Source organism: Methanoregula sp. (assembly GCA_041645435.1).
GTDB lineage: Archaea > Halobacteriota > Methanomicrobia > Methanomicrobiales > Methanospirillaceae > Methanoregula.
Map to the genome: position 1 here is coordinate 728662 of JBAZQB010000001.1, position 13884 is coordinate 742545.

Annotated in this window: 10 protein-coding genes and 1 tRNA gene; 9 read left to right on the forward strand and 2 right to left on the reverse strand. The window is 50.9% G+C overall.

From position 1 onward, the window contains the following. The first annotated feature begins 85 nt into the window (after window positions 1-85). Both ilvE and WC593_03505 read left to right on the forward strand, forming a co-directional pair. Window positions 86-958 carry a branched-chain-amino-acid transaminase gene (gene ilvE / locus WC593_03500; GenBank protein ID MFA4824202.1) on the forward strand — a complete coding sequence of 291 codons (873 nt, stop codon included), beginning with the start codon at window positions 86-88 and terminating at the stop codon, window positions 956-958. 118 nt (window positions 959-1076) lie between these two features. Next, a tRNA-Glu gene (locus tag WC593_03505) sits at window positions 1077-1151 on the forward strand. A gap of 672 nt (window positions 1152-1823) precedes the next feature. Here the strand turns inward: WC593_03505 and WC593_03510 are convergent. Together WC593_03510 and serS are read right to left on the reverse strand one after the other, a co-directional pair. Further along, window positions 1824-3470, reverse strand: a complete 1647-nt coding sequence (locus tag WC593_03510; GenBank protein ID MFA4824203.1) for a zinc ribbon domain-containing protein — start codon at window positions 3468-3470, stop codon at window positions 1824-1826. A gap of 77 nt (window positions 3471-3547) precedes the next feature. Continuing rightward, window positions 3548-4825, reverse strand: coding sequence for a serine--tRNA ligase (gene serS / locus WC593_03515; GenBank protein ID MFA4824204.1), 1278 nt, complete (start codon window positions 4823-4825; stop codon window positions 3548-3550). A 214-nt stretch (window positions 4826-5039) separates the two neighbouring features. Here serS and WC593_03520 point away from each other — a divergent pair, with 214 nt between their 5' ends. From WC593_03520 to acsC, 7 genes are all read left to right on the forward strand, one after another. Continuing rightward, entirely contained in the window at window positions 5040-5819 is a 780-nt protein-coding gene (locus tag WC593_03520) for an AAA family ATPase (protein ID MFA4824205.1), read from the forward strand. A 36-nt stretch (window positions 5820-5855) separates the two neighbouring features. Further along, window positions 5856-6623 (forward strand): AAA family ATPase, encoded by a 768-nt coding sequence (locus WC593_03525; GenBank protein MFA4824206.1) that lies wholly within the window; start codon window positions 5856-5858, stop codon window positions 6621-6623. Window positions 6624-6828: 205 nt separating this feature from the next. After that, entirely contained in the window at window positions 6829-9183 is a 2355-nt protein-coding gene (cdhA, locus tag WC593_03530) for a CO dehydrogenase/acetyl-CoA synthase complex subunit alpha (GenBank protein ID MFA4824207.1), read from the forward strand. 2 nt (window positions 9184-9185) lie between these two features. Further along, entirely contained in the window at window positions 9186-9725 is a 540-nt protein-coding gene (gene cdhB / locus WC593_03535) for a CO dehydrogenase/acetyl-CoA synthase complex subunit epsilon (protein ID MFA4824208.1), read from the forward strand. A 7-nt stretch (window positions 9726-9732) separates the two neighbouring features. Continuing rightward, a complete protein-coding gene (cdhC, locus tag WC593_03540; GenBank protein ID MFA4824209.1) occupies window positions 9733-11133 on the forward strand; it encodes a CO dehydrogenase/CO-methylating acetyl-CoA synthase complex subunit beta in 1401 nt (466 codons plus the stop codon). Beyond that, a complete protein-coding gene (cdhD, locus tag WC593_03545; GenBank protein ID MFA4824210.1) occupies window positions 11117-12355 on the forward strand; it encodes a CO dehydrogenase/acetyl-CoA synthase subunit delta in 1239 nt (412 codons plus the stop codon). Before cdhC ends, cdhD begins: the two co-directional genes overlap by 17 nt. After that, window positions 12352-13797, forward strand: coding sequence for an acetyl-CoA decarbonylase/synthase complex subunit gamma (gene acsC / locus WC593_03550; GenBank protein ID MFA4824211.1), 1446 nt, complete (start codon window positions 12352-12354; stop codon window positions 13795-13797). The genes cdhD and acsC overlap by 4 nt, the downstream gene beginning before the upstream one ends. Window positions 13798-13884 lie beyond the last annotated feature (87 nt).

Here is a 13884-nt window from a genome sequence, read left to right on the forward strand (position 1 = left end):
TGGGGTTCCTAAAAAAACCATTCGTTTTTATCAAAAGCCCGCGCAAAAGAAAAAACTAAAAAACCCCCGCGATCCATCAGAAACTATGATCATATATTATGATGGGAAATATCTGCCGGATGATCAGGCAAAAGTTTCAGTTTTTGATCACGGATTCCTGTACGGGGATGGTGTGTTTGAAGGCATCCGTGCTTATAACGGGAAAATATTCCGGTTAAAAGAACATCTCGACCGTCTTTTCGATTCCGCAAAGACCATTGATATCCATCCCCCGATATCAAAAGAAGAGATGACCGAAGCTATCTGTGAAACCCTGCGAAAAAATAATTTAAAAGACGCATACATTCGACCGATCATCACCCGGGGTGTTGGCGATCTCGGTCTTGACCCGCGCAAATGTCCAAAGCCTTCCGTAATTATCATCGCGGTCACCTGGGGTGCAATGTACGGCGATCTGTACGAGAAGGGATTAAAGGGGGTTACTGTTTCCGTGAGGCGCAATCCCGCAGAATCGATGCCCCCTAATGTCAAGAGCCTGAATTACCTGAACAATATCCTTGCAAAGATTGAAGCGAACTATAAAGGAGGAGATGAAGCTATCTTCTTTGATACGAACGGTTACCTGTCGGAAGGTTCCGGGGATAATCTCTATATTGTGAAAAATGGTGAGATTGTCACCCCGCCCACCCTCAACAATCTCCGGGGAGTTACCCGGATGGTCCTTATTGAGGCCGCCAAATCACTGGGTATCACGGTTAAAGAACAGAACATGGGATATTTCGATCTTTATACAGCAGACGAGATCATCTGCACAGGAACTGCTGCTGAAGTTGCACCGATAACCTGGGTGGACGGGCGCACGATCGGCAGCGGTAAACCCGGGCCGGTTACGCGGCAGCTGATGGCCGCCTTCAAGTCGATAACTGAGACTGAAGGTCATCCAATCAATAAAAAATAGCCTTTTTTAAGCGGTAAAATTTTCAACAAAACCATTCCCATATGATGAGGTAATAAACAGGAACGTTTCTCCTCCATAATCTATTTATAAACCGCAGGGTAATTATAGAGAGCAACTTGCTGCTATAGTGTAGTCCGGCCAATCATGCGGGCCTTTCACGCCCGCGACTGGGGTTCGAATCCCCATAGCAGCATCATTTTGTCAATTTTTACGTTATTTTGGTAGTTATTTTTATTTTTGTCGGGTATAACCTGATTATTTTCTGCCAGCTCTCGCGCGACGTCTTCCTTTTTTCTTTTAACGGTATAAACTCGTGAGATTCTGTTGATAAGATGCAGCCTCTGTCAACCTTGAAGATGGAGAAAGTTTACCCGTCAACGGGCGACCATAACCCCGATGAAATCTGATGTAAGGTGCAGTAAATACTTTTTTTGGATTCATCTTTATCAAAAATACGCGATGAATAAGTTCCATGATAAAATATTGCTGATAAGAGATTTCGTGGTGCCCGGCATCACAATTTTATGCACTTTTTCATGGCAGACCCTGCTTGAAAAATTTCAATCGCGATCACGATCGCGTTTGAAATATTTTCATCGCGATCATGAAGTGTTAGTTGATGAGGCTACAATCGGATAATTATCCTACAATCGGTATGTACATGCTACAAAATTTTTGGTTCTCCGGCGTGAGGGTCCGGAAAATATAATCAAGGGTCGATTGAAAATTTTTGAGCGGGGAGTGAGGGGGTGATTGAAAATTTTTTGGCGCAAGAGCGATCGCGATTTTTTTGTGCGAAATGATTTGCCCTAAAAAAATTCTTTACGAGAAAAATAATCTCCAGAAAAAAGGAATTGCCCAAAACCTATGCAGTTCCGGTTGCATTTGCGGTAGAATTCAGTGCCGCAGTTGGTGCTGGGGTAACATCCACCGTTGGAGAGGGTGTAGGTGTGGGAGTCGGTTTTGGTTTGAGATCTACCTGGAATTCGATGATGCCTTTGGGTAACACGGTTGTCGTACTCTTCATCAGCTCACCGTTTTTATACACTTCGATGGTGAGTGCATTGGATGTACCGTCCATTTTCTGGATGGATGCTTCAACCGGGCCATTAATGGTTGACACCATATAGAAATGATCACCCGTATCGCTGACAGGGGTCTGACTTCCCGGAGTGCCATACGTACCAACGTATTTACCTGAGTAAGTAATCCGTACCCAGACACCATTTGGCGGGATGGCAACTTCCGGTTCTGAAGTGGGGGTCGGGATGATTTCCTGAGTTATTGTAGGTATGATGGTGGCGACGGGTGTCGGTGTTGGTATTGTTGTTGCAGGTACTGTAGTTGGTGTTGGCGTTATAGCCGTATCGCCCGGCATGATTTCTCCGGAATTCAGGAAGATAACAATTCCGCCGATTATTGCCAGGAAAACGATGGCTACGATTGCAATAGCAATATATCTCGGTTTTTTCCTGGGCGGTTGGGGGGGTTGGACCGGTATAGGTTCTGGAAGAGGTGTCGGAATCGGGGGTGCTGAAGGTGGTGCCGATGGGGATGCCTCGGCCGGTACAGGTTCTGCCGAAGGGGGTTGTGCGGGAGGTTCTGCCTGCGGGACAACAGCGGGAGCCTCAACAGCCGGGGTGTCTGCTATCGGTGGAGGGGCAGGGAAATGACGGGGGACAAGTGGTGCTGCTTCACTGCGACGGGGAACTGAATCTTCTATCAATGGCTCGATTGAGTGGATGACCTCTTCTATCGTCCGCTCTTTCCTGTCGCCTCCCTGACCGAAGACCGGCGGAGTTACGACCTGCACCTGGGGAACAACAGGGGGCACCGCAACAGGCGTCGTTGAAATGGTTGCCGGAAAAACAGCCGGCTGCGCTTCGGCGGTGACTACTTTTGTCCCGCATAGGTTACAGAATACAGATTCCGGCGGGACACGATTACCACACCGGGAGCAAAATGATCCGATTGGCAGGGTTGTAGTCTCAATAGGCCGGGGCATTGCAGGGACGGGTTCGATAATATTTCTTCTCGGCCGGGTGATCTCGATTTTCTTCTTTGGGAAAGTTGCACCGGAATTCTGGGGTTGTGACGGAGGCACAATACCGGGGGTTTGTGAAGGGGGTTGATCGATTGTCGTTGTATCAGGAATTGTTGGAAGATTACTGACCAATTCGATCTGTGCTTTGAGTGATTTTAACCAGTCATCGCGTTCCCGCCTCCGCTCTCCGCTGGCCTCGCGGGGGAAGGTAAGAATCATCTGGCGGGCGGTCGCGCCACGGGAAAGCATGGAGAACGTGAGAATAGGATCCCGGATTGCATTTTCGCCTCCATCAACGGCATTGATTGTTGCGATCAGGATCTCCTGGGGGGGAATAAGTCCTTTCTTGCTGTCAACAAGAATCAGGCGTTTATTCGTGAGAACTGCGTCAAACACAACCGATTTTACTTTTATATTATGAGCCTGAAGGATCACAGACTCATCATTGTTAAGTTCAGGAATACCCATACAACCCCTTCTTACTATTATCTACGTTATCCTCATAAAATAAGGATTTGCAAAAAACCTGCATTTTAATAAAAAAATCAGAGATATTCCTGGTCGTTCATGTAGGGACGAAGCACAGGGGGAACCAGGACACGGCCATCGGGCTCCTGGAAGTTCTCAAGGATTGCCCGCATGACGCGCGAGGTTGCTATTGCAGTTGAGTTGAGAGTATGGATATGCTGTTTAAGCTCAAACTCGCTCTTATCCCGGACTTTGATATTGAGTCTTACCGCCTGGTAGGATGTGCAATTCGAACAGGAGACAACCTCTTTGTAGGCATTTTCCCGGGGCATCCACACTTCGATGTCGTATTTTTTTGCAGCAACCGTGCCGATATCGCCCGTGCAGATATTGACAACATGATAGGGCAGTCCAAGATTCTGGTATATCTCTTCTGCATTTGCGAGGAGCTCTTCATGAAGTTTCCATGATTCGTCAGGTTTGCAGAATACAAACTGTTCCACTTTGGTAAACTGGTGGACGCGGAACAGTCCCTTGGTGTCAAGACCGTGCGCGCCAATCTCGCGCCGGAAGCAGGGGGAGATGCCGGCAAGCTTTATCGGGAGATCTTTTTCCTCAAAGATCTCATCCTTATACATGGCGCCTATCGGGTGCTCACTCGTGGCAATCAGGTAGGCATCATTGCCGTCAATTTTGTACATCACTTTCTCAAAATCCCCGAGATCTGTAACCCCTTCATAGGAAGAGCGATTAATCATATAGGGAGGGATAACCGGGGTGTACCCTTTTTTGGCAAGCAGGTCAATGGCATAGCGCTGGAGTGCCATATCGAGCAGGACCAGACTGCCTTTTAAGAAATAGAAGCCGGCACCGGATATTTTTGTTGCCCGCTCGAAATCAGCCCAGCCCTGATCAGCAGCAAGCTGTCCGTGGTTCCGGATCTCGAAGTCAAAAGGCCGGGGGGTACCTGCCCGCTTTATCTCAACATTCTCGGTATCATCTTTCCCGACCGGTACACTTTCGTGCAGGATATTTGGCAGGCGCATCAGGTACGAATGAATCGTGGTTGCGTTCTCTTCCTGTTCGGCATCACAGTCCTTTATTTTCTGGGGAAGAGCGGCAGCTTCTGCCATCAGGGCAGTTGCATCCTGACCGGCTTTTCGTGCAGCATTAATCTCCCGGGCAATGGTGTTACGCCGCTGGCGCAGTATATCGGTCTCGACCTTGAGCTCACGTGAGCGGGCATCTTTTTTGAGAAGTTCGTCAACCCATGCGAGTTTGTCCGTATCATTGCGTTTTTTGAGATCTGCCTTAATTGCATCCGGATTTGCCCTAACGAACCTGATGTCAAGCATTCGTGATACCCTCTTTTATTGAATTGTTACACTATTGATTGATTACTTAATTATGGAATGTTTTCATTCTTATTTTGCACAGGTGAATGAGCGGATCACTATCATATTCGGCATATATTCCACAATCAGTGGAAAAATCCGGGGTAAACACTTCCCCAAACAGAATTTATATCTGACGCTGCGGCATCAGTAATGGTTAGGAGATCACCAGATCATGAAGATCGCAATTTCCGGAAAAGGAGGTGTTGGCAAGACCTTTATCGCTGGAAGTCTCGCCTCATATTTAGTCCGCCACGGTCATTTTGTCCTTGCAATCGATACCGATCCCTCTCCCAACCTTGCCATGACGCTGGGACTGTCTCCTGATGAGATTTCACGCATTGTTCCCATTGCAGAAAATGAACAATTGATCAGGCTCAAGACCGGCACGGAATTTTCCGGCGTATTCCGCCTCACATTCTCGGTCGATGATATCATAGAAAAATACTCGGTCCCTACTCCTGCTGGCCCCGCACTCATGGTGATGGGGACTGTCCGGGCAATGGGGTCGGGATGTACCTGCCCTGCAAACTCACTGGTAAAAGCCCTGCTGCGTCACCTGGTCGTGAACCGTAACGAAGTAGTAATCCTTGATATGGAAGCGGGTGTTGAACATCTTGGGCGGGGGACGGCAGAGCATGTTGATATCCTGCTCGTGATCTCGGATGCGAACCTTAAATCGCTTGAAATTGCCGGCACTATCTGCAGGCTTGCCAAGAATTCAGCGATTAAAAAAGTCAGTATCGTTGGAAACCGTATTGTGGATTTACGGCAGGAGACCGCAGTGCGGGCATTTGCAGAAAAGAACGGTATTGAAGTTCTTGCCCTGATACCGTTTGACATGGAGGTTGCTGAAGCCGGAATCACCGGGGACTCCATAGTGAATGAAAATTCTGCTGCACTTCAGGCAATTGGGGTTCTTGCCGAAACCATTACGAGTATGAATCATGGATAATTTCATTACAGCGATCTGATTGGAGGGAAGAACCGTATGAAAACGATTGTCACGATGGGGCGCGGGGGGACCGGAAAAAGCAGTTTTGTTGCCCTGATGGCAAAATATTTCATAGAAAAGAAAGTAACGCCCCTGCTCTTAGTTGATGCTGACCCGGACCAGAACCTGGCCGAGATGGTGGGAGTGGATCTCGAAGCGGCCGGTAAGAAGACGATCGCAGAACTCCTCTCAGATACGTTCATTGCGCGGGGAGGCACGACGGTCGGTATGGCGCCTTCACACCGGATAGAAAACCAGATCTGGGAGCAGGGATTGTACGAAGGCGATCAGTTCGACCTGTTCGCTGTGGGTACAAAATGGGTGGAGGGCTGTTACTGCCTTCCGGATGCAGCACTCAAAAATGCACTCCTGTCCATAACAAAAAATTACCAGTATATCCTGATCGACTCCCCCGGTGGACTGGAGCACCTCAACCGGAAGATCGCCAGCAATGTCGATATCATCTTTGATGTCATGGGGCCGTCAGCGAAATCCTTTGCCCATGTAAGGCGTGCGTACCGCGTAATCGGGGAAGTCGGCATCAGTTTCAACCGATTCTACGTCATTGGTGGCTACGCGTTCCCCTCTGATGTATCCGCCCGCGTATCAGCAGAAACCAGTCTTCCCTATCCAGGCAATATTGCCTTTGATGACGATGTGGCAGCACATGTCCTTGCCGGGGAATCGCTTCTTGATATCCCTGAAACTTCTGTTGCCTACCGCTCGGTTAGAGAAATTATGGATCATGTTCTCAGTATTTCTTAAGCCCGGTTGCGGATTGGATAGACAAAACCTGTCTCCCAGGTCAGGGTATGTCTTGTCTTGTATGGGAAAACCGGCTTTCTGCGAAGCCATTGCATTTCCTCTTTCTCAATCGTTATTTAAATGAAAAAAGAACCCCCACTGCCTACTTCGATAACCTTATGTGGGCTATTCTTCAATGTATGTATGAATTTATCGTGGGTGAATAATGAGCAGGAAGGGCGTAAATCTCAAGATAAAGGAGCTGAATTCTGATATCGCACATCTCCGCGATATCAGCCTCACGATAGGCGCAATTAATGAGGAGAAATGGGATGAGCCGATGGGACCTACACCCTTCCCGTCGCTCACCACGCTCCGGAACTGGGATCTGACCCTGCTCAACCGTTACAAGCCATTTTATTTGCCCTTCTGTGATCTCTGCTGCCTTTGCACATACGGTAAATGCGATCTTACCGGCACCAAGCGCGGAGCCTGCGGTATCTCTATGCCTGCCCAGCAGTCAAGAACGGTCTTGATCACTGCCTGTATCGGTGCGGCCACGCATATCGGTCATGCCCGGCATCTTCTCAACCACTTGATCGACAAATATAGCAGCGATTTCCCCATAAATGTCGGGGACACTGGGGTGGAAGTGGAAGCGCCCGTAACCCGGCTTGTATGCGGCATTAAGCCGGTCACTCTTGGCGACCTTGAACCTGTGCTGGACTATTGCGAAAACCAGGTCACCCAGCTGCTCGCGGTCACTCATACCGGGCAGGAAGGAAATAACCTTGACTTTGAATCCAAGGTGCTCCATGCCGGCATGATCGACCAGCTCGGGATGGAAGTTGCCGATATTGCACAGATTTCAGCGCTTGGTTTCCCGAAAGCTGATCCCGAATCAGGCATGGTGGATCTTGGCTTGGGAACAGTCGATACCAGCAAACCGGTAATTCTTGTCATCGGCCACAATGTCCCGCCATCGACCGAGATAATCGATTATCTCCAGAAAAATGGCCTGGCCTCGGAAGTTGAAGTCACCGGTATCTGCTGTACCGCGCTCGATATAACCCGGTACTCTGCACGGGCAAAGATCATCGGTCCTATCTCCTGGCAGCTCCGGTATATCCGGAGCGGCATTCCCGATGTAGTGGTGATCGATGAGCAATGCGTCCGGGCTGATACCCTGCAGGAATCTGCCCATATCCGCGCCCCCCTGATTGCTACCAGTGAAAAGAACTGTCTTGGTCTTCCTGACCGGACAAATGATCCGGTAGATGAGATTGTGCAGGATTTTGTGACCGGCAGGATGACCGGAGCACTCATTCTCGATCCTGTCAAAGTCGGTGAAGTTGCGGTAAGGACCTCGGTTGCGATCGCACCCTTACGGAAAAAACATAAGACCCTCCCTCACAGCAAGGATGCATTGATTGCGCTTGCGAAAAAGTGTACCCAGTGTGTCCTGTGCAGGCGCGCCTGCCCCAATGATCTTCCCCTGCCCGCAGCGATCAAGGCCGCAGCACAAGGTAACCTCTCCGGCCTTGACGAGATCTACGATGACTGCATTGGCTGCGGGCGATGCGAACCTGCCTGTACGCAGAAGATTCCGGTCCACAGCCTGATTGTTGCTGCGGCTGAGAAAAAGACCCGGGATGAGACGTATTGCATACGGAGCGGCCGGGGGGCGATCCAGGATGTCGAGATCCGGAAAGTGGGCGGCCCGATTGTCCTTGGAGAGATCCCGGGAGTAGTCGCGTTTGTTGGGTGTGCCAATTACCCGAAAGGCTCGCGTGAAGTTGCCGAGATGTGCATGGAGTTTGCGAAACGCCGGTATATTGTCTGTACGTCCGGATGCTCAGCCATGTCTGCGGGAATGTACCGGAACGAGGACGGGAAGACGGCGTACGAACTTTACTCCGGCGCCTTCGAAGCCGGCGGTATCGTCAACGTCGGCTCCTGTGTATCCAATGCTCATATTGCCGGTGCCGCCATCAAGATTGCAAGCATTTTTGCCAAACGCCCGTTGCGAGGAAACTATGAAGAGATTGCCGATTACGTGTACAACCGTGTCGGCGCAGTTGGTGTTGCATGGGGTGCAATGTCGCAGAAAGCAGCAGCGATTGCAGCAGGTTTCTGGCGTCTTGGTATCCCGGTGGTTGTTGGCCCGCATGGTACCAAGTACCGGCGCATGCTGCTCGGCCGTGCGGATAAGGATGAAGACTGGTATGTCTATGATGCCCGTACGGGAAAAAAGGTCTATGGGGGACCAGTGCCGGAACACCTCTTCTTTGCCGCAGAGACAAAGGAAGAGGCGATGGTTATTATCGCCAAGCTGACAATGCGCCCCAATGATACCAGCAAGGGACGGGCAAACAAACTGGCAAACTATGTCGATCTCCACAAGCGCCTCATCGGGGGAATACCTCCCGATGTCCACCAGCTGGTCAGGACGCTTGCCGATGTGCCCCTTACGATGAAAGATGAGATCATCACCCATCTCCACGATAATAACTGGAAGGAACAACCGATTCCGGATCCCACGCTCCTGGCACGGATGATCCATAAAAAGAGGGAGGGATAATCATGCCGATGACTGACTCATGGCAGACCGCCGAGATCCCCGGGCCGAAAAAAGCCTCCCTGATCATCAAGCCGGATATCGCCGATGCAATGATCCGGAGGGCCAAGCGCCCTATCATGATCGTGGGTCATGGCATTCTCGAATACGATGTTGAAGGCAGGAAACTGATTGACTGCCTTATCGAACTTTCCAAGCGGGGGAAAATTCCGGTCGTTGTCACGGCAAGCACGAACCGTGAATTTCTCAACCGCAGTTTTTCTCCCGCAGCCCTGATGCCGGCAGTTGATATTGCCAACCGTCTCACCGACCCCCATTGGAAAGGTCTTGATGGGAAGGAATCATACGATCTGGCAATTTTTGTTGGTCTCCCGTATTACATGGAATGGACCATTCTTTCCGGCCTCAAGCATTTTGCCCCCCAGGTAAAGACCATGACTCTCGACTGCGTGTACCAGCCCAATGCCAGCTGGTCATTCCCGAACAGCACGATCAAGGACTGGGCAGCAAATCTCACATCCATTGTCGAAAACCTGGGGGACTGAAACGGCCATGTTCGATAATATTCCCGTAGAAGTCGGCCTTGTCCATGAAGGAGAGCGTGTCCGCAAGAACGACATGCAGGTTGAACTGGGAGGACCCAATGAGCCGGAAAAATTCGAGATTGTCCGGGTCCGGCCCATTGACCAGGTGACTGATGGTGAGATCCGGATAATCGGCCCGGATCTCAACGTAATGGAACCGGGTTTGCATTACCCGATTGGCATCCTTGTCGAAGTTGCCGGAGCACGCATTGAAACAGATCTTGAAGGTGTTGTCGAACGACGGATTCATGAATACTCGAACTATATCGAGGGGTTCATGCACCTCAACCAGCGGTATGATATCTGGATCCGTCTCTCAAAAAAGGCCTTTGCCAAAGGACTGAACTCATTTACATTTATCGGAAAAGTCATGCACGAGCTGTTCCGGAATGAACTGCCCATCCTGGAAAAGGTCCAGATCACTTTTATCACCGACAAGGAAAAAATCCATCCGCTCTATTCAGAAGCGCTTGCAACCTATGAAGCCCGGGATGCACGGGCACGCGGGCTCTCGGATGATGATGTGGATACATTTTACGGGTGTGCACTCTGCCAGTCCTTTGCCCCCACTCATGTCTGTGTTATCACCCCGCAGCGTTATGCCAACTGCGGCGCAATCAGCTGGTTTGATGGCAGGGCAGCTGCCGGAGTCGATCCAAAAGGTCCGATCTATGCAATCGAGAAAGGCGAGTGCCTTGACCGCGAAAATGGTGAGTATACCGGGGTAAATGAGAGTGCAAAAAAGCGGTCCATGGGTGAAGTGAGCAGGGTATACCTCTACTCAGCTTTCGGGTATCCTCATACTTCCTGTGGTTGTTTTGAAGGCATTGCATTTTACATTCCCGAAGTGGACGGATTCGGGATTGTCCACCGCGGGTTCCGGCAGGTAACCGTAAACGGCCTTGCCTTCTCAACCATGGCAGATTCAACTGCCGGCGGGCGACAGGTCGAAGGTTTCCATGGTATCTCGATCGAATACATGAGATCCTCAAAATTCATGCATGCGGATGGCGGTTACAACCGTGTTGTCTGGATGCCATCAGAGATCAAGGAACGGTTGCAGGCATTCATTCCGGCAGAGGTCTACGATGCCATTGCAACGGAAAAGGATGCCGGATCGGTTGCTGATCTCAAGACCTTTTTAGAAGACCACCACCACCCGGTGATCCAGCGCTGGGTTACTGAAAAAGAAACCACAACGGGATCCTCAGAAACCCCCATGGTCTTTTCAGCGGGGGATATTCCTGTCACCATGGGCGGATTCCGGGTCATCCTGAAAAACGCAAAAATAACGGCAGAAAAAGTGATCATCCTGCCAGTCAAACCGCCAGCACACAGAGGAGGTGAACCAGGTGGTGCAAAAAAATAATAACGGTACCATAAACAGCGAACAGTTACTCTCGTTGGCTCCCCAGCTCCTCGAGCTGCTGAAAGGTGTACAACAGGTTGAACTCCAGAATGTAACACTGGAGATCGGCGATCTCGAGTTTTTCATCCCCTCATCAGGATTTGCTTCCCTGCTCACCCAGTCCCAGGCCAATCCCGTGCTCATGCAAAAACCAACGGAACTGATCCGGGAATCGTATGTACCCCACACTACAGAATTCCCGGGAAAGATACGGGAAGTAACTCTCGGAGCAACAAAATCACAGGGTGGCAGCCGGAACAAAACTATCACCATTGGCGGTGCAACAACACCCGCATATTCGGATAGGTTACACCCACCAGTTCACGCACCAGTCATCTCGCTGGATGTCTTTGATATGACAGTCTCCCTGCCAACAGTCCTTCGCGAGAATGTGAAAGAGGTGATGGAGGATCCTGCCGAATGGGCGCGGATGAATGTCAAAAAGTTCGGGGCGGACATGATCACCATCCACCTGATGAGCACCGATCCCCTCTTCAAGGATACCAGTGTACGTCAGGCAGTAAAAACCGTTGAGGATGTGCTGCAGGCCGTAGATGTCCCGTTAATCATTGGCGGCTGTGGCGATCCGAAGAAAGATGCTGCCGTCTTTACGGCCGTAGCCGAGATGGCTCATGGCGAGCGCCTGTTGCTGAATTCCGTCACGCTTGACATGTCCGAAGCCAGGACCCTTGAGAGCGTTGCCACCGCAGCCCGCGATCATGGCCATGTGCTGCTTGCATTTACCGGTCTTGAACTGAATAATGCCAAGGAACTGAACCGCCGGCTGTACGAGTTTATTCCCCCTGAGCAGATCGTCATGGACCTGACCACCGTTGCGCTGGGATACGGGCTGGAGTACTCGTTCACTATCCACGAACGCGCCCGGTATGCAGCCCTCATGGGGGATTCGGAGCTGGCACACCCGGTGATATCGGCAGCCACCAATGCATGGGCTGCCCGGGAAGCCTGGATGAAGATGCCCCCGGAATACGGGCCGCGTGAACTGAGGGGCCCGATCTGGGAGACGGTCAATGCCCTCACCCTGCTCCTTGCCGGTGTAGACCTTTTCCTTATGATGCACCCGGCAGCAGTCCTGACGCTCAAAGACGTGATCCACCGCCTCGAGACAATGGAAAATCCTCCGGTTGAACCGATCCATGACTGGGTGAGCGTGAGAATATGAGCGGTTCAGGCACATTGCCGGTAAAAAAGGCAAAAAAAAGTATTCGCGAGATCAGCCCGATCGATGTCTATTCCCTGCTTCCCCGGACGAACTGCAAGGAATGTGGTGAATCCAACTGCATGGCATTTGCCACGCGGGTAGTCAACGGCGAATTAATGATCTCTGCCTGCCCTCCCCTCCATACAATCGAGTTCGGTAAGGAGCACGAATCACTATCGGCACTCATGGCCCCCCTGGTACGCCAGGTGACCATTGGTACTGGTGAATCAGCTATCAATATCGGGGGGAAATATGTACTCCAGCGGCATGAGTTCACCTACCACAACCCAACCCCAATAGCCATTGATGTCAATGATCTCATGACAGATGACGAACTGGAAACCCGTGTCCGGCAGATCAGCGGTTTTTCCTACAATTATATTGGAAGAACCTTAAAACTCAATGCGGTTGCCATCCGCTCCTGTTCCGGTGATCCCGCAGCGTTTAAGGCAACGGTGAAACGTGTAGCAGACACAACCGACCTGCCCCTCATTCTCTGCGTTCTTGATCCTGTCGTAATGGAAGCCGGTCTATCGGTAATTAAAGAACGGTGCCCGCTTATCTATGCTGCAACCGAGAAGAACTGGAAAGCGATGGCCGATCTTGCCCTTGCTTATCACGCGCCGCTCGCCGTCTTTGCCCCCCAGGATCTTCCGCTGCTCCGTTCTCTGGTCAGAACCCTGCTTGCCTATGGCATCTCCGATCTTGTACTAGATCCGGGCACGATCTCCGAAGAAGGGTTGGCCCAGACTATCAGTAACTTTACGGCTATCCGGACACAGGCATGCAGGAATTTCGATGAACTGTTCGGTTTTCCGCTCCTTGGCGTCCCGCTCACGGTCTGGACCAGCGGGGAGTTATCCGAAGATGTCTTAAAGTGGAGAGAAGCCATGACGGCATCGATGCTCCTGACCCGGTATTCAGACCTGCTCATCATGCACAGCCTCGATGGCTGGGTGCTGCTCCCGCAGCTGATCTGGCGGTTCAATATTTACTCGGATCCCCGGAAACCGGTATCCGTAGAAGCCGGGGTAAAATCATTTGGCAGGCCTGATCGCGACTCCCCGGTCCTTATTACCACAAATTATGCCCTTACCTATTTCACGGTGGAATCCGATATCAAGGCCGCAAACCTTGATTGTTACCTCATCGTAACAGACACCGGCGGCCTGAGCGTGGAAAGTGCCGTTGCCGGACGGTATTTTACCGCAGATGCAATCGCATCGTCGTTAAAAGAATATGGTGTTGCTGACCTGGTAAATCACAAGACGCTCATCATCCCCGGATTATCTGCCCGCATCAGCGGGGAAACGGAAGAGTCAACGGGCTGGAAAATCCTTGTCGGACCCAAGGACTCTTCAGGTATCGCGTTGTATATCCGCGAACGCTGGCATAAGGAGTAATGAATTGTACGGCACGAACAAAAAAAATCCCGGTCCGCACGCATGATCCACCCTGCACCCCCATTTTTTCCCCGTCTTTTCTCCGAG

Bases quoted from the DNA above. Each gene is read 5' to 3' on its own strand.
- ilvE (MFA4824202.1), top strand. From the start codon at position 86: ATGATCATATATTATGATGGGAAATATCTGCCGGATGATCAGGCAAAA.
- WC593_03510 (MFA4824203.1), bottom strand. From the start codon at position 3,470: ATGGGTATTCCTGAACTTAACAATGATGAGTCTGTGATCCTTCAGGCT.
- serS (MFA4824204.1), bottom strand. From the start codon at position 4,825: ATGCTTGACATCAGGTTCGTTAGGGCAAATCCGGATGCAATTAAGGCA.
- WC593_03520 (MFA4824205.1), top strand. From the start codon at position 5,040: ATGAAGATCGCAATTTCCGGAAAAGGAGGTGTTGGCAAGACCTTTATC.
- WC593_03525 (MFA4824206.1), top strand. From the start codon at position 5,856: ATGAAAACGATTGTCACGATGGGGCGCGGGGGGACCGGAAAAAGCAGT.
- cdhA (MFA4824207.1), top strand. From the start codon at position 6,829: ATGAGCAGGAAGGGCGTAAATCTCAAGATAAAGGAGCTGAATTCTGAT.
- cdhB (MFA4824208.1), top strand. From the start codon at position 9,186: ATGCCGATGACTGACTCATGGCAGACCGCCGAGATCCCCGGGCCGAAA.
- cdhC (MFA4824209.1), top strand. From the start codon at position 9,733: ATGTTCGATAATATTCCCGTAGAAGTCGGCCTTGTCCATGAAGGAGAG.
- acsC (MFA4824211.1), top strand. From the start codon at position 12,352: ATGAGCGGTTCAGGCACATTGCCGGTAAAAAAGGCAAAAAAAAGTATT.